This is a genomic window from Oceanobacillus oncorhynchi (genome assembly GCF_000821065.1).
GTDB lineage: Bacteria > Bacillota > Bacilli > Bacillales > Amphibacillaceae > Oceanobacillus > Oceanobacillus oncorhynchi.
The window spans coordinates 979,993-1,003,561 of the sequence record NZ_CDGG01000001.1 but is presented as its reverse complement, the minus strand read 5'-3'; the positions used below and the strand labels follow the sequence as shown (position 1 = coordinate 1,003,561).

The 23,569-nt window shown below is 41.0% G+C and carries 19 protein-coding genes; 5 read left to right on the top strand and 14 right to left on the bottom strand.

Translation table 11 applies throughout. From position 1 onward, the window contains the following. Positions 1-5 precede the first annotated feature (5 nt). From BN997_RS04475 to ilvD, 10 genes are all read right to left on the bottom strand, one after another. Positions 6-938: an ABC transporter ATP-binding protein gene (locus tag BN997_RS04475; RefSeq protein WP_042530040.1), complete on the bottom strand. Its 933-nt coding sequence runs from the start codon at positions 936-938 to the stop codon at positions 6-8. After that, positions 925-1,932, bottom strand: coding sequence for an ABC transporter ATP-binding protein (locus tag BN997_RS04470; protein ID WP_042530038.1), 1,008 nt, complete (start codon positions 1,930-1,932; stop codon positions 925-927). Before BN997_RS04470 ends, BN997_RS04475 begins: the two co-directional genes overlap by 14 nt. Positions 1,933-2,923: 991 nt before the next feature. Further along, positions 2,924-3,940 carry a threonine ammonia-lyase gene (gene ilvA, locus BN997_RS04465; protein WP_042530036.1) on the bottom strand — a complete coding sequence of 339 codons (1,017 nt, stop codon included), beginning with the start codon at positions 3,938-3,940 and terminating at the stop codon, positions 2,924-2,926. Positions 3,941-4,017: 77 nt separating this feature from the next. After that, a complete protein-coding gene (leuD, locus tag BN997_RS04460) occupies positions 4,018-4,599 on the bottom strand; it encodes a 3-isopropylmalate dehydratase small subunit (protein ID WP_042530034.1) in 582 nt (193 codons plus the stop codon). A 12-nt stretch (positions 4,600-4,611) separates the two neighbouring features. Then, entirely contained in the window at positions 4,612-6,018 is a 1,407-nt protein-coding gene (leuC, locus tag BN997_RS04455; protein ID WP_042530031.1) for a 3-isopropylmalate dehydratase large subunit, read from the bottom strand. Between the two features lie 210 nt (positions 6,019-6,228). Beyond that, positions 6,229-7,335, bottom strand: coding sequence for a 3-isopropylmalate dehydrogenase (gene leuB / locus BN997_RS04450; RefSeq protein WP_042530029.1), 1,107 nt, complete (start codon positions 7,333-7,335; stop codon positions 6,229-6,231). 389 nt (positions 7,336-7,724) lie between these two features. Further along, positions 7,725-8,762, bottom strand: coding sequence for a ketol-acid reductoisomerase (gene ilvC, locus BN997_RS04445; RefSeq protein WP_042530028.1), 1,038 nt, complete (start codon positions 8,760-8,762; stop codon positions 7,725-7,727). Between the two features lie 44 nt (positions 8,763-8,806). Then, positions 8,807-9,334 (bottom strand): acetolactate synthase small subunit, encoded by a 528-nt coding sequence (gene ilvN / locus BN997_RS04440; RefSeq protein WP_042530026.1) that lies wholly within the window; start codon positions 9,332-9,334, stop codon positions 8,807-8,809. 1 nt (position 9,335) lies between these two features. After that, positions 9,336-11,057 (bottom strand): biosynthetic-type acetolactate synthase large subunit, encoded by a 1,722-nt coding sequence (gene ilvB / locus BN997_RS04435; protein WP_042530023.1) that lies wholly within the window; start codon positions 11,055-11,057, stop codon positions 9,336-9,338. An 847-nt stretch (positions 11,058-11,904) separates the two neighbouring features. Beyond that, positions 11,905-13,590 (bottom strand): dihydroxy-acid dehydratase, encoded by a 1,686-nt coding sequence (gene ilvD / locus BN997_RS04430; RefSeq protein ID WP_042530021.1) that lies wholly within the window; start codon positions 13,588-13,590, stop codon positions 11,905-11,907. 502 nt (positions 13,591-14,092) lie between these two features. Here ilvD and BN997_RS04425 point away from each other — a divergent pair. Together BN997_RS04425 and serA are read left to right on the top strand one after the other, a co-directional pair. Further along, the gene (locus BN997_RS04425) at positions 14,093-15,250 is read left to right on the top strand and encodes a pyridoxal-phosphate-dependent aminotransferase family protein (RefSeq protein WP_042530019.1); all 1,158 of its coding nucleotides are present in this window, start codon (positions 14,093-14,095) and stop codon (positions 15,248-15,250) included. A gap of 3 nt (positions 15,251-15,253) precedes the next feature. Beyond that, positions 15,254-16,840 (top strand): phosphoglycerate dehydrogenase, encoded by a 1,587-nt coding sequence (gene serA / locus BN997_RS04420; RefSeq protein ID WP_042530017.1) that lies wholly within the window; start codon positions 15,254-15,256, stop codon positions 16,838-16,840. 104 nt (positions 16,841-16,944) lie between these two features. On the opposite strand, the gene BN997_RS04415 is transcribed toward serA, so the two are convergent. Then, on the bottom strand, positions 16,945-17,727 hold the full coding sequence (locus BN997_RS04415) for an HAD family hydrolase (protein WP_042530015.1): 783 nt from the start codon (positions 17,725-17,727) through the stop codon (positions 16,945-16,947). 139 nt (positions 17,728-17,866) lie between these two features. Between BN997_RS04415 and BN997_RS04410 the strand changes: the two genes are divergently transcribed. Then, positions 17,867-18,961, top strand: a complete 1,095-nt coding sequence (locus BN997_RS04410; RefSeq protein WP_042530013.1) for a branched-chain amino acid aminotransferase — start codon at positions 17,867-17,869, stop codon at positions 18,959-18,961. Between the two features lie 250 nt (positions 18,962-19,211). On the opposite strand, the gene BN997_RS04405 is transcribed toward BN997_RS04410, so the two are convergent. Next, complete coding sequence (locus BN997_RS04405; RefSeq protein WP_042530011.1) at positions 19,212-20,129, bottom strand: aldo/keto reductase; 918 nt, start codon at positions 20,127-20,129, stop codon at positions 19,212-19,214. A gap of 643 nt (positions 20,130-20,772) precedes the next feature. After that, positions 20,773-20,973 (bottom strand): alpha/beta-type small acid-soluble spore protein, encoded by a 201-nt coding sequence (locus BN997_RS04390; RefSeq protein ID WP_042530005.1) that lies wholly within the window; start codon positions 20,971-20,973, stop codon positions 20,773-20,775. Positions 20,974-21,143: 170 nt separating this feature from the next. Here BN997_RS04390 and BN997_RS04385 point away from each other — a divergent pair, with 170 nt between their 5' ends. Both BN997_RS04385 and BN997_RS04380 read left to right on the top strand, forming a co-directional pair. Continuing rightward, positions 21,144-21,605 carry an SRPBCC family protein gene (locus BN997_RS04385; RefSeq protein WP_042530003.1) on the top strand — a complete coding sequence of 154 codons (462 nt, stop codon included), beginning with the start codon at positions 21,144-21,146 and terminating at the stop codon, positions 21,603-21,605. An 81-nt stretch (positions 21,606-21,686) separates the two neighbouring features. Then, on the top strand, positions 21,687-22,553 hold the full coding sequence (locus BN997_RS04380) for a YitT family protein (RefSeq protein ID WP_042530001.1): 867 nt from the start codon (positions 21,687-21,689) through the stop codon (positions 22,551-22,553). A gap of 65 nt (positions 22,554-22,618) precedes the next feature. Here BN997_RS04380 and BN997_RS04375 read toward each other — a convergent pair whose 3' ends face one another. Further along, positions 22,619-23,560, bottom strand: coding sequence for a dipeptidase (locus tag BN997_RS04375; RefSeq protein WP_042529999.1), 942 nt, complete (start codon positions 23,558-23,560; stop codon positions 22,619-22,621). Between the last annotated feature and the right edge of the window lie 9 nt (positions 23,561-23,569).

Sequence of the window (23,569 nt, the reverse complement as noted above, 5' to 3'; positions counted from 1 at the left end):
ACGAATCAACCTTTCTCTGGCAAAGCAACTTTATGAGTGCTAGAAATAGACTGAAGACCGAAAGCCAGCCCATTACCGTCAAAATACCTATCATAAGACTCACGATATTCTTTTGCTATTTCTTGTCGGAATTTAAATTGCCTCTCACGATTTTTAGGATCAATATCGGGAATAGCTGCAATTAACCGTTTTGTATAAATGTGCTGTGGGTTTTCAAAGATGTCTTTTGTGCTGCCCTGTTCCACATACCTTCCTTTATACATGATTGAGATATTGTCACACATATGCTTTACCACTCCCAAATCATGGCTGATAAAGAGATAGGTTAGATTCAATTCTTTCTGGATTTCCTGAAGAAAATTAAGCACCTGCGCCTGTACAGAAACATCCAAAGCAGACACAGGTTCATCTGCAATAATCAGTTTCGGTTTTAAAGCAATCGCTCTGGCAATTCCGATACGCTGTCTCTGCCCGCCAGAAAATTCATGCGGATATTTAAAAATACTGTCAGAACTCACATTAACGATATCTAAAAGCTCCTGTACACGTTTCCTCTCTTCTAATTTTGATAATTTTTCATAGTTCCGAAGGGGCTCTGCCACAATGTCCAATACCCTTTTCCTTGGATTTAACGAAGAATAAGGATCTTGAAAAATCATTTGGACATCTTTTCGGAAGTCTTTGGTTTTTGCTTTTTTATCAGTAACGTCTTTTCCATTAAACAAAACTTGTCCAGAAGTCACATCTTCCAAACCAATAATCGCACGCCCTGTGGTTGATTTTCCAGAACCAGATTCTCCTACCAATCCATATGTCTTCCCTTGCTCCAGTTCAAAAGATACCCCGTCAACCGCACGTATATGGTCAACCGTTCGATTTAAAATTCCACCCTTAATCGGGAAGTATACTTGTAAATCTTTCACATCAAGAAACGCCATTTTCCTGTTCCTCCTTATTATCCGGGAAGTAAAAATGCTTATAACAAGTACATCTGACAAAATGCCCAGGTTCCACTTCATGTAAGTCTGGGTTCTCCTCGTGATGAGATGCATCGACCCAAGGGATACGCTCTGCAAAACGACAGCCTGTTCTCGGCAGGTTTTTTAACGTCGGCACAACACCTTGAATCACATGAAGCCTGTCCTGTCCTTCTGTCGGCACCGAATTTAATAAGGATCTTGTATAAGGATGAAGCGGATTAGCAAACAACTTATCCACAGGTGCTATTTCTACAATTTGCCCAGCATACATAACCGCCACCCGGTCAGCCATTTCCGCAACAACGCCTAAATCATGAGTGATCAAAATAATCCCTGCATGTATTTTTTGTTTTAATTCTTGGATTAAATCAAGAATTTGCGCCTGAATCGTCACATCCAAAGCAGTAGTCGGCTCATCAGCAATCAACAGCTCTGGATCATTGGCAATTGCAATTGCTATAATGACACGCTGCCTCATCCCTCCGGATAATTCATGTGGAAATTGCTCATAAACTCGCTCTGGTCTTGGAATGCCTACTAAATTAAGCAATTCAATCGTGCGTTTCTTTCTGCCCTGCTGCCCCAGTTTTTTATTATGCAAAAATAAGTTCTCTTCAATTTGCCTGCCAATGGGCATCAATGGGTTTAATGCAGTCAGCGGATCCTGGAAAATCATCGCCATCTCGTCTCCGCGTATTTTGTTCAGCTTCGATTTTGGCATCTTAACAATATTTTGATTATTTAACGAAATTTCTCCCTCTATTTTCGCTCTCGTGTGTAAACGCATGATTGAAAATGCCAAAGCGCTTTTTCCTGAACCGGATTCTCCAACAATCCCCAATATTTCATTTTTATTCAACGTAAGCGTTACATCATCCACCGCTGCGTAATATTCATCGTCAATCCGAAAAGATGTTTTAAGGTTTTTTATTTTTAGCAATTCATTACTCAAACCCGTGTCCCCCCTTACTCAAATTGTTTTCTCTACGCTGTATGAATCTCTCCGTAAAAATTTCAGCCCCCTCCTTTTCTATTTATTGAATACTCAGATGACAAAAATTTGAGTAATTTCTGAATAAAAAAATGCATGTACACTCATTCATTTTAATTAATTCCTAACTAAAAAGATTTGTACAAACATTCCTGGTCTAAGCTCTGCTCTTCTACTAAATCATATCTGTTTTATCACGGAGAACCGTCCGTTATCTCCCTGAATCACTCAACTTCCACTGGCTGAAGTTTCGTTTTATAATTGCTGCAGCAATCATCTATGATATAAATCTAGTGCACCGATTAAGCGACTGTTTTATCTCGTATAACATTATGTAGTATGATAAAAGTATAACTGTTGAAATTTTTCTGAAAATTGTCCGTAAATAAACGAGAATTTTATCGCTTTAATACAGTAAAATCTATTCTATTTTCTCTCATCTCTGACTCTTATAAAATATTGCATTTTTATTTCAAAAAGTTAAAGTTCGAAAACTTATCGTAAACAAACCTTAATATACTTTGAAATTATAGTTTATAACCTCCCTAAAATCAATAGATTTTGGCAAAAAATAAAATTGGAAACGATATACATTTTTTCCTTTACGACATTAAAATCCTTTAAAACCAAGGGATTATTCCAATAATTTACTACAAAAACCGGAATAATTTTTTTCATTCTTTCTCTTTTCTTTCGTGTCGTTTTATCGGTCAGAGTCATCTACATACCGTCATTTTTAACATATATTAACAATTTAATAAAGGTGGATATACCTTTAAAACAGGATTAAATTGGATATTTTAACGTTAAACATTTATCTATTATCTTGAAACGATTTTAGAAAATGCAACAAAATTTGATTTTATCTGCAGACCTTTTTGTTTCTATTCATTTTTCACAACACTAAAAAACTTCATTCCATAAGGTTTCCCTTACGGAATGAAGTTTCATTTTACAAAGCGACATATGATTTAACTTTTTTTGGCTTATACTTTTCGGATAACTCTTGAATTCGCTGCATGTTCCCGATATCGAGGTTCCCACCACTCACGATGACTCCGCAATGTCTAGAACGAAGCTGATGATGATGTGCGAATAGGGCTGCCAGAGCGGCTGCTCCAGCTCCTTCCATCAATGTTTTATTCCGTTCAAGCATATATATAATCGCTGCAGCAATTTGTTCATCAGTTACAGTGACAATATCATCGACATATTCCCGGATGATCGGTAAAGTATGCTTTCCGGGTTCCTTTACTGCAATACCTTCTGCAATGGTGTTCACCTGCGTCCATTTTTTCACCTGTTTAGTGCGATAGCTGTCATAAATAGCTGCAGCTCCTTCAGCCTGTACACCAATCACTTTGATATTTCGGTTGATATGCTTAGCAGCAACTGCAATTCCACTGATTAAACCGCCGCCGCCAATTGGTACTAAAATCGTATCGATACGGTCTTCCTGACGCAGCAGCTCCATAGCAATAGTACCTTGTCCAGCCATAATATCATGATCGTCGAAAGGATGAATATAGGTTGCGCCAGTTTTCAGCTGATGCTCCAGTGAGGCCTGATAAGCTTCTTGAAAGCTCTCTCCTGTCAGGATAACATCTGCACCATAATTTCTGGTTGCATTCACTTTCGCAAGCGGTGTGCCCTCTGACATAAATATTGTTGCCTTCACACCTAATTTGGATGCGGCATGTGCAACTCCCTGCGCATGATTTCCGGCAGATGCAGTAATAACACCATTCTCAAGCTCTTCATCTGTCATCTGCATCAGTTTGTAACTTGCGCCCCGAAACTTAAATGCACCCGTTTTTTGCTGATTTTCCATCTTACAATAGACATGCTTCCCTACTAATTCATCTGTTGTATGTGATGTTAACAGCGGTGTTTGATGAACAATTGGCTTTAATTTCTTCCATGCTTGATATACTTTTTCACCAGTTAAGCGATCCCCAAGTGAATCCACACTCCTTCAGTCCTCTTATTCATTATAGTTTTCTATCTATCTCTCTATTTTCTCATAATTAAAGCTGCTTATCATCTCTAAGCACGTTTTTCTTCAAATGCCTTAATCGCATCTTCTTCTAAAAGCGTCAGTGCGATATCGTCCCAGCCGTTAAGAAGCTTTTCCTTATGGTAAGCTGGAATATCAAAGGAAACAACCGTGCCATCTGCATCTGTAATTTTCTGATTTTCTAGATCAACATCCAGGGTTAAACCATCTTCCGCTTTTTTCATCCATTGCTGCACCTGTTCTTCATTCATCTTTATTACTAATATGCCGTTTTTCAACGAATTATTATAAAAAATATCGGCAAAGTCCGGAGCAATAATTACTTTAAATCCGTAATCCTCCAATGCCCATGGTGCATGCTCACGGGAGGAGCCGCAGCCAAAATTATCGCCTGCTAAAAGCACTGTAGCATTTTCATATTTGGGCTGATTTAAAACAAAATCATCACGTAAGTTCCCGTCATCGTCAAAACGCCAATGGAAAAATAAAAATTCACCAAAGCCGGTGCGTTCAATTCGTTTTAAAAATTGCTTCGGTATAATCTGATCTGTATCTACGTTACTGCGATTTAACGGAGCAGCAATTCCTTTATGCTCTTTAAAAGCTTCCATCATCTACTCCTCCTAACTCGGTACTCCAACATATTTTCTCACGTCTACAAAATGTCCTTCAATTGCTGCTGCAGCCGCCATTTCTGGACTTACCAAGTGTGTGCGCGCTCCATTTCCTTGTCTTCCTTCAAAGTTCCGGTTTGACGTCGATGCACATCTGCCGCCAGCAGGGACAATATCATCATTCATTCCCAGACACATACTGCAGCCTGAATTTCTCCACTCAAATCCGGCATCTATAAAGATTTTATCAAGGCCGATTTCCTCCGCCTGCTGTTTTACCAAAAATGATCCAGGTACCACGATTGCTTTAATACCGTCTTTTACCTTCTTGCCTTCTACAATTTTCGAGGCTTTTTTCAGGTCACTCAATCGGGAATTCGTACAAGACCCAATAAAGACATGATCGACATGAATCGATGTGATCGGCTGATTTTCTTCTAAATCCATATAGGTCAGAGCACGTTCTACTTCGTCCGGATACTCTGAGTCGGCAATTGTCGGTGTAGAAGCATTGACTGGAACGCCCATTCCAGGGTTTGTTCCCCAGGTTACCTGTGGTTCAATTTCGTCTGCATAGATGGTAACGGTATGATCAAATTCTGCACCCTCATCTGTTGCCAGTGCTAACCATTCTTCTGCTAAAGCTTCAAAAGCTTCTCCTTCTGGAACCATTTCACGGCCGCGAAGGAATTCTACGGTTGTTTCATCCGGACTGATTAAACCGGCACGTGCGCCAGCTTCAATGGACATATTACAAACCGTCATTCTCTCTTCCATCGTTAATTTACGAATGGCGTCACCAGTGTATTCCATTACATATCCTGTTCCAAAACGAACGCCGAATTTTGCAATAATCGCCAGAATCAAATCTTTCGCTGTCACTCCAACGCCTAAATCTCCAACGACTTGAACATTCAATGTTTTAGGTTTGTCTTGCCAGATTGTCTGTGTTGCCAAAACATGCTCTACTTCACTGGTTCCAATCCCAAATGCAAATGCTCCAAATGCTCCATGTGTGGATGTATGGCTATCCCCGCAAACAATGGTTTTTCCCGGTTGGGTTAAACCTAACTGCGGCCCAATGATATGGACAATCCCTTGATCCGGATGATACATATCCGCCAGCTTCACGCCAAAATCGGCACAATTCTTTTTTAGAGCTTCCATTTGTTTTTTGGAAATTTCGTCCTTCATGTTTTCTCTGTTAATAGTTGGAACGTTGTGATCCATTGTAGCAAAGGTTAAATCCGGACGCCTTACCTTTCGTCCATTCAGCCTTAAACCTTCAAACGCCTGCGGAGACGTTACCTCATGAACAAGATGCTGGTCGATATATAAAAGAGCCGGCTTTCCTTCCTCTTCTTTTACAACATGCTTATTCCAAATTTTTTCAAATGCTGTCAAAGCCTTTCCCAATTTCTACACCTCCGAAACGATACATATCGTCCTTAAAATAGTTCAACTTTCTTATAATACGTGTTCAAAAAGGCGCCAAATTAGAAGCAAGAAGGTCAAGGCGACGTGGCTTTTACGAACGGAGCGTATGTTTTTAAATACGTGAGTATCGGAAAAGACACGTCAACGCGGAGATTCGCCGCTTATCATTTGGTGACTTTTTGAACTTCCTTATACATAAGAGCTACAAATTGAATCAGAAATACACTTTGTCGTTAAATTTTCGATAATCGCTTCTGTTATTTCATCTGTACTCATTTGTTTGCCATCTTTAATTTTTAAATCTGCTGTATGATAGCCCTGCTCCAGGCAATCCATCACCGCGGATTCGATTGCTTTCGCTTCTTCCTGCATCCCCAGGGAGTATTCCAGCATTAATGCCGTGGATAAAATCATGCCGATTGGATTCGCAATTCCTTTTCCAGCGATATCAGGAGCTGAACCATGGACCGGCTCATACATTCCTAAACCGTCTGTGCGGACACTTGCTGATGGAAGCATGCCAAGCGATCCTGTCAGAACCGAAGCTTCATCGCTTAAAATGTCGCCAAATAAATTCTCTGTGACAACTACATCAAATCCGCTTGGGTTGGTAATCAGCTTCATTGCAGCGGCATCTACCAGCAAATGCTCTACTTCTACATCTGGATAATCAACTGCTTTTTCATTTACGATTTCTCTCCAGACCCGGCTGGATTCTAATACATTTGCTTTATCCACCGAAGTTAGATGCTTATTACGTATTTGTGCAGACTCAAAGCCCTTTTCTACGATTCTTTCAATCTCGTGTCTCGAATAAGCGAGTGTATCTACCACGTCTTCTCCATTGTTTCTGCGTTCACTAGGTTCGCCGAAATACAAACCGCCAGTCAATTCACGAACAATCATCATATCAGAATCTTTGACAATTTCTTCTTTTAAAGGAGAGGCATGTAACAGGGGCGGGAATGTCTTCACAGGGCGCAGATTTGCAAATAAGCCTAAGCCTTTGCGAATTCCCAGCAACCCTTTTTCCGGTCTGAATTTCGGCGGCTGATTATCCCATTTAGGACCTCCCACTGACCCGAGCAAGACAGCATCTGCTTCGTTACATGCATGAAGTGTATCATCTGGCAATGGCACACCATAACGGTCAAGAGCATCTCCGCCAATTGCACACTCCTGGAGAATAAACCGATGATGATATTCACTTTCAATCGCTGCGAGTACCTTTTTTGCTGACTCCATAATTTCTTTACCAATTCCATCTCCAGGTAACAGGACAATTTTCTTTTCCATTATTATTTCTCCTTCTTCTTACTCGTGAACGAGCTGTTTAATAGTAGTATTCTTTTGAACAAAGTAACATTTCACCGCTTGAACAAATGCATTTATGGAAGTTTGTCGAAACACGTCGCATCTCCAAACCCCCTTTTACCTAAGAAAGCCTGTTTACACCTGTTTCGACAATTTCCTCAGGTGCCTGGTGCCTTCTTTTGATTGATACGCGCTATATACAAACAGGGCTGCAAGGAAGATCTGAATAGCTGGTTTCATACGTCCATTGAAGGAGGCTGGAAATCCAGCCTCCTTCCAATCCATCTTCTATTTTTTCAAGCTGCTTAGATTATTAGTTTAAATCAACACTGGGCGACTGCTCACCATCTTTAAGAGCCGTATCAAAAAACTTAATTTTGAGCGTGTGCCTTTTCATTTTTTTCCGTTACATCGTTAATTGGTTTTTTAACAAATGGCATTAAAGCACGCAGTTCTCTTCCAACAACTTCAATTTGATGTTGATTTTCACGACGATTGATTGCGTTAAACTGCGGACGGCCTGTTTGGTTTTCGGAAATCCAGCCTTTCGCAAAGGTACCATTTTGGATATCAGAAAGAATATCCTTCATACGCTCTTTTGTTCCTTCATCAACAACACGAGGTCCAGATACGAAGTCGCCCCATTGTGCTGTATCGGAGATAGAATAACGCATGTTTTCTAATCCACCTTCATAAAGCAGGTCAACGATTAGTTTTAATTCATGCAGACACTCAAAGTATGCTACTTCCGGCTGATAGCCTGCTTCTGTCAATGTTTCAAATCCTGCTTTTACAAGTGCAGTAGCTCCACCGCACAGTACAGCCTGTTCTCCGAATAGATCTGTTTCTGTTTCTTCCTGGAAGCTGGTTTCCAATACGCCTGCTCTTGCTGCGCCGATACCATAAGAGTAAGCAAGTGCTACTTCTTTTGCATTTCCAGTGTAATCTTGTTCCACACCGTATAATCCTGGTACGCCAGCTCCTTCTTCATACGTGCGTCGTACTAAATGTCCAGGTCCTTTTGGTGCTGCTAAGAACACATCTACATTTGAAGGAGGCACGATTTGTGTAAAGTGGATATTAAACCCATGAGCAAATGCTAATGCATTTCCTTCCTGCAAGTTATCCTTGATGCTTTCTTCATATACTTTTGGCTGCATTTCATCTGGAAGTAATACCATTACTAAATCAGCCTGAGCTGTTGCTTCTGCTACTGAAAATACTTCAAAACCGTCTGCTTCTGCTTTTTGCTGTGACTTTCCTGGACGCAAGCCGACGATAACATCAAATCCCGAATCTCTTAAGTTCATTGCATGTGCATGACCTTGTGAACCATATCCAATAATTGCGATTTTTTTATCTCTTAGTACCTCTTGATTGATATCCTTGTTGTATAATACTTTTGCCATAATGTAATCTCCCTCTCATCTTTGTCTATTATTATAATTATTTATTATCCATGGGCTGACATATTGTTCAGCTCACTAAAACCTTGTTCAGGTTGATAACCTCTTGGAAATGCTGTTAATCCTGTTTTTGTTAAATCTTTGATGCCATATGGCCGCAGCAATCCAATCAATGCATCGACTTTTTCCGGCTTGCCGGTAACCTGTATCATCAGGCTGTCTTTGCTGATATCAATTACATCTGCACGGAATGCCGTAATCAGTGTCATAATTTCAGGTCTCGTCTGATTGTTCGCGACCACTTTTACTAAAGCGAGTTCTCTAGTCACAATGGCTTTATCTGTGACATCTAAAACCTTAATGACATCGATTTGTTTATTCAGCTGCTTCGTTAATTGCTCCAGCTTCTGCTTATCCGAAATTTCGACAACAAATGTCATTTTGGAAATACCTTTTACATCCGAAGCGCCGACAGAAATACTTTCAATATTGAACTGGCGTCTGTGGAGCATGCCAGTGATTCGATTTAATACCCCGCCGCGATCTTGAACGGTGGCAATGATTATCCGTTTCATTTTATTTTGTCACCCCAATCATTTCGTGCATTCCTTTGCCTGGTGCAATCATCGGGTATACACATGTCTGTCTTTCAATCCGGCAGTCAATAACAACCGGGCCATCATGCGAGAAAGCTTCCTCCAGCGCATCTGGAACATTCTTTTCATCCTCTACACGCATTCCTTTGATTCCATAACTCTCTGCCAGTTTCACAAAATCAGGGTTTTCTGAAAATAAGGAATGAGAGTAACGTTCTTCATAAAATGTTTCCTGCCACTGTCTTACCATTCCAAGTGCTTCATTATTCAGAATAACCACTTTTACTGGCAAATTCTGTGTTTTCAAGATAGACAGCTCCTGCAATGTCATTTGAAAACCGCCATCTCCTACGATAGAGATAACCATCTTATCCGGCTTGGCGATTTGTGCGCCGATTGCTGCAGGAAAACCAAAGCCCATCGTGCCAAGCCCTCCAGAAGTCACCCAATTATCCGGGTTCTTGAAGGTGTAGAACTGAGCTGCCCACATTTGATGCTGTCCTACATCGGTTGTCACAACCGCTTCTCCATTCGACTTTTCATATACCTGCTCGATTAGCCATTGCGGGCTGATTGGGTTATCCTCGCGGTTGTACCATAACGGATATTCTTTTTGATTCTTCTTGATTTTATCTAACCAGGCTGTATAATCTCCGCGGTTTACTTCCTGCAGCAGAAGTACGTTCAACGCCTGTTTCGCATCTGCTACGATTGGGATTGCTGTTTCAACGTTTTTCCCTATTTCAGCTGGGTCAATATCGATATGAGCTACTTTTGCATTAGGAGCAAAATGCTGCAGATTTCCAGTCAATCGATCATCAAACCGTGCTCCGATATTGATAAGCAAGTCACTTTCATAAATGGCTCTATTTGCTGCATACGTTCCATGCATTCCGCCCATGCCAAGCGACAGGTTATCTCCGCCGGGATAGCTTCCCAGTCCCAGCAGTGTCGTGACAACCGGAATCTCCCAATTGTTGACAAATTGCTTTAACTCTTCTGTTGCTCCTGCAATTAAAATTCCTGCTCCAGCGAGTATGACCGGCTTTTCTGCTTTGCTTAGTTCATCCGTTACTTTTGAGATTTGCATCGGGTTCGGATAAACTGTCGGCTGATAGCCCGGCAAATAAAAATCATCCTCGTAATCATTGATTGTTACAGTTTCGGAAATACTTTTAGGAATGTCAATAACTACCGGACCTGGTCTCCCTGTTGTTGCAACATGAAATGCCTCGTTCACGATTCTCGGCAAGTCCGCGATATCATTTACCTGGTAATTATACTTTGTAACTGGTGTCGTGATTCCCATGACATCTGCTTCCTGAAAAGCATCTGTCCCAATAACCTGCTTCGCAACCTGCCCCGTGAATACAACTAATGGAATCGAATCCATCATGGCATCCGTAATTCCTGTAATTAAATTCGTTGCCCCCGGGCCTGAGGTTGCAATAACAACACCTGGTTTCCCTGACACTCTTGCATAACCTTCCGCCGCATGTATGGAGCCTTGCTCATGTCGCGAAAGTACATGCTTGAAGGTTGTATCGTTACGGTGCAGCGCATCATAAATTGGTAAAACAGCACCTCCCGGGTAACCAAACACTACTTCAACACCTGCTTTTTCCAATGCCTGCACTAACAAATCAGACCCTGTGACCAAATTACTCTTCACTTCTACCCCTTGATTTGCATTAACTTTCACAACAATGCCCCTCCTTTTTCTTTTAGAAAACGTGCCATTCACCACGCTTTCGGATGAATGATTGTGTTACACAAATGGAATACGCTGATATTTTCCTATTTGCTAAAAAAACTGAAATTTTCAATTAAACTAACTATTTGTCATGCGATTGGTTTCGGGTTTTTACGAAAATAATTAAAAAAGACCCTTTTCCCCCCATGTACATGCTTTCCTATCATGTATGGGGCGAAAAGGATCTGCTTTTCACGGTACCACCCAGTTTTACAAAGTTCTTTCAAACTTTGCCTCAATAGCTGCTAGAGCTATGTTTGATAACAGGTACATAGATTACCATGCACCTGGTCACATATAATTGGAATATTCCTTTCCATGTGACACTCAGGGACGATGTCGGAATAAGTAGCTATTCTGGGCTTCCAGCACCCCCAGATCTCTGTAAAAGCTATGGTCTTTTCCTTTTTTCCCGTCAACGTATTTAATATATTGGTGAAGTAATAACTTCTTGATATTTTAAAAATGTTTCGTTAAGAAATATCTTATATTGCGAATAATCATATCTTGTTTCCGTATGATAGTCAATAGTATTTTGTAATTTTTTTAATAATTCTATTTAGTCTGATTTTATGTATGCGTTTACATTGCTGATATATATTGTCATCGTATTTTTTGTTAAAATTAGATTACAGCTTATTTTTCTTAGGTTAGATACTTTGGCAAAGTGCTTATACTGCTGCTTCAACCCGGCCATCCTAACAAATTAATTTAAATCCCCCTCCATTTAAACATGAAGAACTTCCATCAGATGATAATCGAATCACCTGATGGAGGTTCTATAAATTTAATTATGTTAATCACGATTCAAATAGTCAGTGACAGCACCTTTAGAAGAACATTTTACATTATGTGCGTATTTGCCTAAGATACCTTTTTTATATAATTCCGGCGCTTCCCATGCTTTACGACGCTTGTCCAATTCTTCATCAGACAGATCCACAAAGATTTCCTTCGTGGATGAATCGATAGTGACACTGTCGCCTTCTTCAAGGAGTGCGATTGGTCCGCCAGATTGTGCTTCCGGAGAGATATGTCCTACTACTAAACCATGTGTGCCCCCAGAAAAACGTCCATCTGTCAGCAATGCTACGGTTTCTCCCATTCCTTTCCCGACTAGAATACTGGAAATTGAAAGCATTTCCGGCATCCCTGGTGCGCCTTTTGGACCTACATAACGGATAATAAGTACATCGCCGTCTTTAATTTCATTATTCATCACGGCTTTTGTTGCTTCTGCTTCGGTATTAAATACGCGTGCAGGACCGGTATGTCTGGTTACTTTCACTCCGGATACTTTTGCTACCGCGCCTGTTGGAGAAAGGTTCCCTTTTAGAACAATCAAAGGTCCATCTTCTCTTTTTGGTTCATTTAATGGCATAATTACTTTTTGACCTTCTTTTAATGATGGTGCATCCTCTAAATTCTCTTTAATAGTTTTCCCAGTAACCGTCATACAGTCTCCATGCAGATAGTCATTTTCATAAAGCATTTTCATTACTGCCTGGACACCGCCAACATTGTGAAGATCCTGGAATACAAATTGCCCGCTTGGCTTTAAATCAGCAAGATGCGGCACTTTTTCCTGAAGACGGTTAAAGTCGTCTATGGTTAAGTCCACTTCTGCTGCATGAGCAACTGCCAGCAAGTGAAGAATAGCATTCGTAGAGCCGCCTAGTGCCATCACAACAGTAATCGCATTTTCAAAAGCCTCTTTAGTCATTATATCTTTTGGATAGATTCCTTTTTCCAACAATGTTCTGATGGCTTCCCCTGCTGCTTCCACATCGGCAAGTTTTTCCTGTGATTCTGCCGGATTGGAAGAGCTTCCCGGTAAGCTTAATCCCATGGCTTCTGCTGCGGAAGCCATTGTATTTGCGGTATACATCCCGCCGCATGCCCCTGCGCCCGGACAGGCATGACATTCAATCCGATTCATCTGTTTATCATCGATTTTCCCTGCATTATGCTGCCCGACACCTTCAAATACAGAAACAATATCAATGTCTTTTCCATCAAGATTTCCAGGTGCAATGGTTCCGCCATATACAAAAATTGCCGGAACCTCTGCATTGGCAATTGCCATCATACATCCAGGGATATTCTTATCACAAGCGCCTATCGCAACAAGACCGTCTAAATTTTCTGCACCGACAACTGTTTCGATGGAGTCAGCAATCAAATCTCTGCTAGGAAGAGAATAGCGCATTCCCTGTGTTCCCATAGAAATACCGTCAGATACGGTGATTGTGTTAAAAATTAACGGCACACCGTCAACTTTTCTAACTCCTTTTTTAGCAACTAAAGCTAAATCATTCAAATGGATATTACACGGCGTTACCTCTGCCCATGTACTGGCAACTCCGACCATCGGTTTTTTAAAATCCTCATCGGTCACCCCGACTGCACGTAGCATCGCCCTATTAGGAGCTCGCATGGTGCCGTCAAAAGCTTTACTTTTTATCCTTAAATCTTTCTCCATTTTTACACCTTCCTTTTTCGACTATTATAGGTATAATATTCGCATAGTTCAATTTATTTAGTGTTTTTTCTTTTTTATAAACATCCTGGAAAGCGATTTCTATGCCGGAATGAACGGGTTTTAAATTTTTTAATGTCTCTCCTTAACGACAATTCTCTTCTCTGCTGCGCCCATATAATATGTAACTTTATGTTGACAATACGGTTGAGGTTGCTATATTGGTAAGAAATACTTTTTCATATGAATCTGCATTTTTAAATACTTTTATGTTAAAATATCCGTATGTTATTAATTGGATATCGATAAACATCCGTTTTTAACCTCACAAAAGTATCTTAACCTTATAAAAAATGTTACATTGTTTGCCAATAAAACATTTTAAAGACATTGTATTTTTTTATAAAACTGGATTCTTGAAAAGTTGCTATAATATCCAATAATACCAGTTTGGTACTTATTGATATTCCATTTATTAAATTCATTTTAAAGGAGCTTACCATTCATGCTAAAAGATCAGCACATTCTAAGAATACCTGGGCCGAGTCCTATCCCTCCAAGTGTAGGGCGCGCAATGAACCAGACTATGATCGGTCACCGCGGGAAAGAAACGAAAGAATTATTAGAACGGATTCTTCCAAAGCTAAAATCTGTATTTGGAACGAAGCAGGATGTGATTCCTGTTGCCGGGAGCGGGACAGCAGGTTTAGAAATGGCTGTCAGCAACGCTGCACACCCGGGAGATGATGTTCTTGTTATCGTCAGCGGAGCATTTGGTGATCGTTTTGCAAAAATATGCGATGCTTTTCAATTAAAGCTGCACCGAATTGATGTGGAATGGGGAGATACAATTGATCCTCAAGCCGTTCAAGAATATTTACAAGCACATCCGGAAATCAAGGTAGTCTTTGCTACATATTGTGAAACCTCTACCGGTATTTTAAATCCAATTGAGCAGCTTGCCAAAACCATACATGAATCTTCTGATGCTCTTTTCGTTGTGGATGGTGTGTCCTGCCTGGGCGGCGTGGAAGCTAACATGGACGAATGGGGTGTGGACATTTATGTAACAGGTTCACAGAAAGCATTTATGCTGCCGGCCGGTTTAATGTTCATTGCAGCAAGCGAGCGTGCCTGGAAGGTTATTGAAGACAATCCGCAGCCGCGCTTCTATTTAGATATGCGCGTTTACCGGAAAAACTTAGAAAAAGTATCTACACCGTATACACCTGCGCTTTCCCTTTTATTTGGACTCGATCAAGTTCTGAATCTGCTGGAAGAGGAAGGCCTGGAAAATGTGTACCACCGGCATATCGTTATGCGTGATATGACAAGAGCTGCTTTTAAAGCACTGGATATTCCTTTACTGGCAGCAGATGAAGATGCTTCTCCAACCGTAACAGCGGTCCGGCCCGCTGACTTTGATTCAGAGACGCTCCGTTCTGCAGTCAAGGAACATTTCAATTTAACCATGGCCGGCGGACAGCAGCACCTGAAAGGATCGATTTTCCGTGTCGGGCACATGGGCTATTGCTCTCCTGCTGACGTGCTGCAAACAATCAGCTTAATCGAAATCGGTCTTGTGAAAATCGGAAAAGATATCCAGCTTGGCAAAGGGGTTCAGGCTGCCCAAGAAATTTATTTGCAACAGGAGGAAAAGTAACTCATGACATATCGTGTATTAGTCAGTGATCCATTAAGTGACGAAGGAATTAAACCATTAAGAGAAATAGAAAATATAGAGATTGTTAAAAATCCAGGCTGGGATGAAGCAGCGCTCTTAGAAAATATCGACCAATTCGATGCTTTACTCGTTCGCAGCCAGACACAGGTTACACGTCCTTTACTGGAAAAAGCATCCCGCTTGAAAATTGTCGGACGTGCCGGAGTCGGCGTAGATAATATTGATTTGGAAGCAGCAACAGAAAATGGAATTATTGTCGTAAATGCACCGAACGGAAATACCAATTCTGCTGCTGAGCATACTGTGGCTATGATTATGTCCCTGTCCAGAAATATCCCGCAGGCTTTCTATGCTTTAAAACAAAAGCAATGGGACCGCAAACGTTTTGTCGGTGTGGAATTAAAACAAAAAACACTGGGCGTTGTAGGACTGGGAAGAATTGGTGCCGAAGTAGCGAAACGCGCCAAAGGACAGCGCATGAATGTAGTTGCTTATGACCCATTCTTAACCGATGAAAAAGCAGAGCGGATGGGAATAACAAATGCTACGTTAGAGGAAGTGCTTCGAGCGGGTGATTTCATTACAGTGCATACACCGCTGTTAAAAGAAACAAAACATCTAATTAACGCAGAAGCCTTTGAATTGATGAAGGATGGCGTACAAATTGTTAACTGCGCCCGCGGCGGAATTATTGATGAGGATGCTTTGTATGACGCGATTGTTTCTGGAAAAGTAGCGGGTGCGGCATTGGATGTATTTGAGCAGGAGCCTTTTACAGAACATAAATTACTCACCCTGCCAGAGGTTGTGGCAACACCGCATTTAGGCGCCAGCACAATCGAAGCGCAAGAGATTGTAGCCATCGATGTCAGCCATGATGTTATCCGCTTCTTAGAAGGTAAAGCAGTCCGCCACCCAGTGAACATGCCTTCTATCCCTAGTGAAGCAATGCATCAAATCGAGCCTTATTTCTATTTAGCGGAAAAACTGGGTACATTTATTATCGATTTAGCAAATGAAGTCATAAATGACATTCGTATTACGTACTCCGGCGAATTAAGTGACATCGAAACAGGTCCGGTCACTCGCAATGCAGTGAAAGGTATCCTGAAACGATTCCTCGGCAGCCGTGTAAATGATGTCAACGCATTATACTTGGCGGATCGTAAAGGAATTACTGTCAGCGAAAGCAAAACATCGGCACAAAAAGGATTTACAAATCTGATTACGATAGAAGTAACTGGACCTTCCGGAAGCAGAAAAGTTGCCGGAACACTATTAAACGGTCTCGGAGCACGCCTTGTCCGTGTTGATGGCTATCAGGTGGATGCGACTCCAGAAGGACATATGGTTGTTATCCAGCATATTGACCAGCCTGGTGTTATCGGACGCATGGGAAGTGCATTTGCAGAGCATAATATCAACATTGCTACCATGCAGGTGGATCGTTCAGATGTAGGTGGAAATGCCATTATGCTGCTGACCATTGATCGTCATTTAGAAGATAAAGCTCTTTCCGAAATTGCATTATTAGACGAAATTAAATCTGTTACTGCGATTGATTTGTAAAATATATTAAAAAAACCGTTTGAACCACGGCGTGCAACTGTGTTCAAACGGTTTTTTCATGGATAAAATTCCTTTATAAATTAAGGGTCCAGACACCCCCCCAATTAAGGTTGCAGGATATTTTTTAACTCCGTAAGTGATTTGATTTCATAGGCTGGTTCGATGTCCGTCCTATTTTCTGTATCAAATCGATTCAACCAGACAGAATCAATACCTGTCCGATTAGCTCCAATAATATCTGTATTCAAATTATCACCGACCATGACTGCCTCTTCCGGATCAATAGCGAGATGCTGTAAAACATGATGAAATATCTCCGGATCTGGTTTTCCTGTTCCGATATCTCCAGAGATAAAAATTTTCTCGAAATAAGGAGGTAATTCAGGTGAAATCTCTAATTTAAGGTTTTGGAGACTTGGCGAACCATTTGTAACCAAAGCAAGGCGATAATCCTTTCCCAGCTCTGTAAGAACAGACAAAGCATCCTCAAATAAACGCGGGCTCTCTATCCGATATGATCTAAAAGCCTCTGCCAATTTTTTAGCAAGTTCCGGCAGATCCGCCCCAGTATCTTTTAACCCCTCCAGCCAGGCTTTCTCCTGGTATACAGGAGCGATTTCCCGCAGCTTGCGGAACTCCTCCCCCGGGTCTTCAAACGTTGCCCACAGACCTTCAAATGGATTGATGCCAATTTTTTGTGTATAGGCATAGGTCGGGTAAGAAGCATATAATTCTCTTGCCCTCGTACGAACATTTTTTTCCAATTCAACCGGATTAGTACCTGCTTCCTTTTCCGCCAGCCGACATGTTAAATCAAAAGCATCCTGTACACTTTTTTTGTCCCATAAGATTGTATCGTCCAAATCAAATAATACCATTTTTTTCATTATTCATTTCCTCACTTTTCCATTTTAATCGTACCCGTAATCATAATTTAATAAATTAATTTAAAATTTAGTCTTGCTAAAATCTTTGATATGTCTTATGATATATAGAAATTTAATCAATGGCAAGGAGACTTTTGATATGGAAGAACAAACTATTCGCGTGCAGCGTTGTGAGACAAAAAAAGAAAAGCCACAGGATGATCAATTAAGTTTTGGGAAGATTTTCACGGACCATATGTTTGTGATGGATTATTCAGAACCGTTAGGGTGGCATAATGCGAGCATTGTACCATATCAACCACTACAAATTGAACCTTCTGCAATGGTATTCCACTATGCACAGTCTGTTTTTGAAGGTTTAAAAGCCTATCGTACGGATAACGGAAGCATTGAATTATTTCGTCCAGAGAAAAACATGGAACGTTTAAACAGATCAAATGATCGTTTATGTATCCCTCCGATTGACGAAGAATTTGCTTTAAAAGCCATTAAACAACTGGTTTCAATTGATCGTGATTGGGTCCCTCATACAGAAGGTACATCGCTATATATTCGCCCGTTTATTATTTCAACAGAAACTTACATCGGCGTGTCTGCATCTACACGCTATAAATTTATTGTCATTTTATCACCGGTAGGCGCTTATTATAAAGAAGGCATCAACCCGGTAAAAATTGCAGTAGAAGATGAATATGTACGTACCGTAAAAGGCGGTACCGGCGAAGCGAAAACAGGAGGAAACTATGCTGCAAGCTTAAAAGCACAGGAGCTGGTTGCTCAAACTGGTTATACGCAGGTTCTCTGGCTGGACGGTGTAGAAAAGAAATATATTGAAGAAGTTGGAAGCATGAATGTTTTCTTCAAAATCAACGGTGAAGTAATCACACCTAAACTGAACGGCAGCATCCTTTCCGGAATTACACGTTCCAGCGTCATCGAGCTGTTACAGCACTGGGATATCCCGGTGGTTGAAAAACGCATTTCTATCGAAGAATTGTATGAAGCTTACCAAAGAGGAGAATTAGAAGAAGCATTCGGTTCTGGTACAGCTGCAGTTATCTCTCCGATCGGCGAATTAAAATGGGGAGATAAACAACTGATTATCAACGATGGAAAAACAGGAGATATCTCGAAAAAAGTCTACGATACGATTACAGGTATTCAATATGGCCATATGGAAGATCCATTTAACTGGATGCAAAATATTGAAACCGAAAGTCCTGTAAAGCATTAATATTGAAAAACCAGACTGGAAAAATCCAGCCTGGTTTTTTTAGTTTCATAATATAAAACGAAACTTCATTCAGTGGGCGTTATTGCTTTTCTCCCGCTGAATTAGCCTAAGTGATTCAGGGAGTTAGCGTCCGTTATCTCCCGCCTAAATAAATTTATTTTCGTTCTTTATTTTGAGGCGGGAGTTGTACGGACGATTCTCCGTGATAATCAATAATTATCTGATGCTGTATACATTTTTAGAGCTTTCTTTACAGTAATTTATTACCTGCAGATTGCCATAATTGATACCATTCTTCTCTCGTAAGCGTAATATCCGCTGCTTTTACCATTTCCGACAAACGTTTTGGAGTCATTGTTCCAATAATTGTTTGTATATTCGCAGGGTGACGCAATATCCATGCTATTGCTATCGTCTCACGGGCCACACCATATTTTTCTCCAAGCCTGTCCAGTTCTTTATTTAATTCCGGATAAGCATCCCGATCCATAATAAACCCGCCGAAGAAACCGTAACGGAGCGGGGACCAGGCCTGAATTGTCATATTATTTATCTGGCTATAATCAATCACTCCGCCATCTAAATCCTTTGCCTGATCAAAGGCCGTATTTGCATATAATCCCTGATCAATCATACCGGAATTTGTAACACTTAACTGTAACTGATTAGCCACGAGATCCTGCTCCACATATTTTTTTAATAACTCGATTTGACGCGGCCGGAAGTTACTTACCCCAAAATGCCGGACTTTCCCGCTTTTTTCTAACTCTGAAAATGCTTCTGCCACTTCTTCCGGCTCCATCAGCGCGTCCGGACGGTGAATCAGAAATACATCTAAGTAATCTGTCTTCAAACGCTTTAAGCTTTCTTCAACAGATGAAATCAAATATTCCTTGGAAGAATCATAAAATCCGTTACGGATGCCTGCTTTCGACTGAATTATCATTTTTTCGCGAATAGCGGGGCTCATATTAATCGCATCCGCAAATACCGACTCAGACTTTCCTTTTCCGTAGATATCTGCATGGTCAAAAAAATCGATTCCATGATCCAATGCATTATGAATCACTTTATTCGCTTGCTCTTTCGTACTTTGCTGCATCACCATACATCCCAAAGAAATGACTGGAACAGATAATTCGCTGTTTCCCAATTGTATACGCTTCATAATAATTCCCTCCCTGCTTTCTATTTTATCACAAGCTTCGACATTCCCGATAATAATCCGAGCTTGTTTTACTTTTTTCTTTATGGGAAATCAAGAACGTCAATGAACCTTTAAAACATCGGTGTTCTTGCCAAAGAGAGGTCCGCTACGACGGGTTTCGATGGGACGAGTAATCGCAAAAGCTCTTCGATGGGGCGAGTAATCGCAGTCCCAGTCCCAGTCCCAGTGTGAAGACCCCGCAGAAAAAAAGCGAACTTCTTTTTTCTACCCGCAGGGCATAAGTGCGACTTTGCTTCTGTCTGCGCCTGACGGCTTGCCAATCAGCAAGTCTTCTTTTCACCCGCAGGGCATAAGTGCGACTTTGCTTCTGTCTGCGCCTGACGGCTTGCCAATCAGCAAGTCTTCTTTAAAGGAGATGAGCTCGGGGCCCATGGAAAGCGTAGTGTTTTTCCACAACGGTCGCATTAACCTGACAACGTTGAAGATTACTCCCTCAATGAAACCCATTGGAGCGAATATATTCAGCATTTTTTTATATACTTTCCTATTCTACAAGAAAAACCTGTGGTGAGAAGGAGTTTCTCACCACAGGTTTTTCTATTCAGAACATTAGAGCGGGTAATTTTTCAAGCTGAAAGTCAGGTTATTTTTTCCGATTCGCAATGCTGCCCTCAGCCATTTGAATCATTCGTTTAACCATCTCACCGCCGACCGCACCGTTTTCACGAGCAGTCGTGTCAGCTCCTAAATTCACATGCATTTCATCAGCGATTTCCTCTTTCATCTGATTCACTGCACGTTCTGCTTGCGGTACTAACAACGCATTTCTTCGTTTGTCAGCCACCAGAGACCCTCCTCTTTTATTCAAAAGCAAGTATCATACTTGCTTGCTCCTATCTTGTGCAGAACGTTATAAACTATACAAGAAGTTTTAGCATAAGTGCTGGAAATTGTACATATGTATATCAAGGTGATTAAAAAAAGCTGAAAGCATTTTTAAGGAGGAACTACTTGATGTTAAAAGCAGATTACAGTATGGATATGAACCTGCCTCAATCAGACGTATGGCGTTATTTAGAAGATTGGTCTAATTGGGCGAAGCAGGTGCCCGGTTATCAAACACATAAGAACATATCCCCGACAGACTCGATTTGGGAGCTTCACGGAAAAGCAGGCTCCATTACTAAGGATGTAAAGCTCTATGTCAAAATCATAGAAATAACATCTCCGTCTACCGTTCAATTTCGGGTTCGTGATTCAGAAGACCGTTGTTTAGGAAGCGGCTGTTTTGAGCTTTCCCAGCTTTCTTCCCGTTCCTCCACACTGACCTGTCTATTAGAGCTTGAATTAAAAGGTTTAACAGGAAAAATAAGCGCACCATTGATTGGCTCCCTCCTTCCCGGCTTGTTGGAAAAGTTTGTCCAGCGAATTGCAAAGCCTCTGACAGAAGCGGATTCTGTTGCTTTACCACTTTAAAGCTATGCTGTTTACTCTTATTCTCAACAGTGATACATTTATATAGGTCTAATTATCATTGTCGGGAAAGGAACATAGCACATGGTTAACGCAAAACAATCGCATGCATGGAAGCAATATGCCTATATTATTATTGGAGCAACCATTGTCGGACTATCCTATAATATTTTCTTCCTGCCAGCACGATTAGCTGCTGGAGGTCTGTCCGGAATCAGCACGATATTATTTGAATTATATACGATTTATCCAGCACTCAGCCAATTTATCATTAATATCCCTATTTTTATTATTGGATGGATTACTTTAGGGAAGGATTTCAGCCTAAAAACATTGATTGGAACGTTTTGGGTTCCATTTGTCATTTTTTTATCAGGAGATATTCCGATTACAGTGACCAATCCATTTCTGAGCGCACTTTACGGCGGACTTATTCTTGGTGCGGGATTAGGGATTGTATATAAAGGAAATGGTTCTACCGGGGGTACAGCAGCTATTGCCCAAATTGTGAAGAAATTCACTGGTATTTCCAGCGGCTACTCGCAATTTATCGTAGATGGACTCGTTGTGATTACTTCGATTTTTGTATTCAGCTTCGAACTGACACTGTTTGCATTAATGGCAATTTATATCAGCGGTAAAGCAATAGATATTGTCCAATTACGAACATCCGCAACGAAGCTGGTAATGATTATCACGGATGAGGAAGAAAAAGTACAGCAGCTTATTCAGAACGGTATTGACCGGGGTCTTACGAAAATCCGTTCTGTCGGCGGTTATACGAAATTGGATAAAACCATGATACTGGTGGTGGCACAGCAGGCGGAAGCAGTTAAGCTGAAGAAATTATTACAGGAAGAAACACCTGACGCTTTCACTATTTTTATCAGTGCATCCGAAATTCTCGGGAGAGGCTTCTCACTCGATAAATACGATGGACAAAAATTTTAAAACAGGAATGGAAAGAGCCAGAATATCCGGATATTCTGGCTCTTTTGCTATCTATATGGTTTTTTCTATGCCGGCAGCATATTCATTATATTTTGATAAGCAAAACCTCTGACCTGCTCCTCTGAATAATGTTTTTGCAGTTCATTCAGCAAATACGTATAGCCCGAGGCGTCCGGAATATGATCAATATAACAGCTGATGCCGTCAAAGTCTGATCCAAAACCAATATTCTTCTCTCCGCCAAGAGTACAGACATGATCAATATGCTCCAAAAGGTCAGCAACCGTTGCTGTTTCTGCCCTTTTTTTCAAGAAGACCGGATAGAGCGCAAAATGAATAGGCGCTTTTTTTTCAATCAATGCTTTCAACTGGTCATCGTATAGGTTTCTTGGATGCTCACAAATTGCCCGGGCGTTTGAATGCGAAGCAATTGGATAATCAGCCAGCTCCATCACATCCCAAAATGCTCGAACAGAAAGATGAGATACATCTGTCAAAACATTATTCGCATTATTTAACTGGACTACTTCCTTGCCTAATCTGGTAAGTCCGGCTCCCCGGGGTTCTTCAGCGCCATCAGCACATAGATTTGCCGGATTCCATGTCAATCCAACAGATTTAACTCCCATTTGGTAAAGCGTCTTTAGTTTTTCAAGATCATTGCCAATTGCTTCGGCTCCTTCTAACGTCAATACGGCACCAATCTCATCGGAAGCAAGCGAATGAATATCCTTCCAGTTTTGAATAAACCGTACCTTCTCATTCTTTCCCACAATTTCTTCATGAAAAATGGCTGCCTGCTCTTGCGCATACTTCCACTGATCTGTTGTCGCCACATTTTCCGGATCAACAAAAATCGCAAAGAACTGGACCGCAACATTTCCCGCTTCTAACAGCTTCAGATTCGTTTCTATCTCCGGCGCATCTCGAAAATCAAGCTTTCTTTGCTCCAAGCGTGCTGTCTGTAATTTAAGCAGTGCGTCACAATGCGTATCAATTACCTTCATGCTGTCTCC

Coding starts and splice junctions, on each gene's coding strand:
- BN997_RS04415 (WP_042530015.1), bottom strand. CDS start 17,727: ATGAAAAAAATGGTATTATTTGATTTGGACGATACAATCTTATGGGAC.
- BN997_RS04405 (WP_042530011.1), bottom strand. CDS start 20,129: ATGAAGCGTATACAATTGGGAAACAGCGAATTATCTGTTCCAGTCATT.
- ilvN (WP_042530026.1), bottom strand. CDS start 9,334: ATGAAACGGATAATCATTGCCACCGTTCAAGATCGCGGCGGGGTATTA.
- BN997_RS04410 (WP_042530013.1), top strand. CDS start 17,867: ATGGAAGAACAAACTATTCGCGTGCAGCGTTGTGAGACAAAAAAAGAA.
- BN997_RS04380 (WP_042530001.1), top strand. CDS start 21,687: ATGGTTAACGCAAAACAATCGCATGCATGGAAGCAATATGCCTATATT.
- BN997_RS04475 (WP_042530040.1), bottom strand. CDS start 938: ATGGCGTTTCTTGATGTGAAAGATTTACAAGTATACTTCCCGATTAAG.
- leuD (WP_042530034.1), bottom strand. CDS start 4,599: ATGGAAGCTTTTAAAGAGCATAAAGGAATTGCTGCTCCGTTAAATCGC.
- BN997_RS04425 (WP_042530019.1), top strand. CDS start 14,093: ATGCTAAAAGATCAGCACATTCTAAGAATACCTGGGCCGAGTCCTATC.
- BN997_RS04385 (WP_042530003.1), top strand. CDS start 21,144: ATGTTAAAAGCAGATTACAGTATGGATATGAACCTGCCTCAATCAGAC.
- leuB (WP_042530029.1), bottom strand. CDS start 7,335: ATGGAAAAGAAAATTGTCCTGTTACCTGGAGATGGAATTGGTAAAGAA.
- ilvC (WP_042530028.1), bottom strand. CDS start 8,762: ATGGCAAAAGTATTATACAACAAGGATATCAATCAAGAGGTACTAAGA.
- ilvD (WP_042530021.1), bottom strand. CDS start 13,590: ATGGAGAAAGATTTAAGGATAAAAAGTAAAGCTTTTGACGGCACCATG.
- serA (WP_042530017.1), top strand. CDS start 15,254: ATGACATATCGTGTATTAGTCAGTGATCCATTAAGTGACGAAGGAATT.
- BN997_RS04375 (WP_042529999.1), bottom strand. CDS start 23,560: ATGAAGGTAATTGATACGCATTGTGACGCACTGCTTAAATTACAGACA.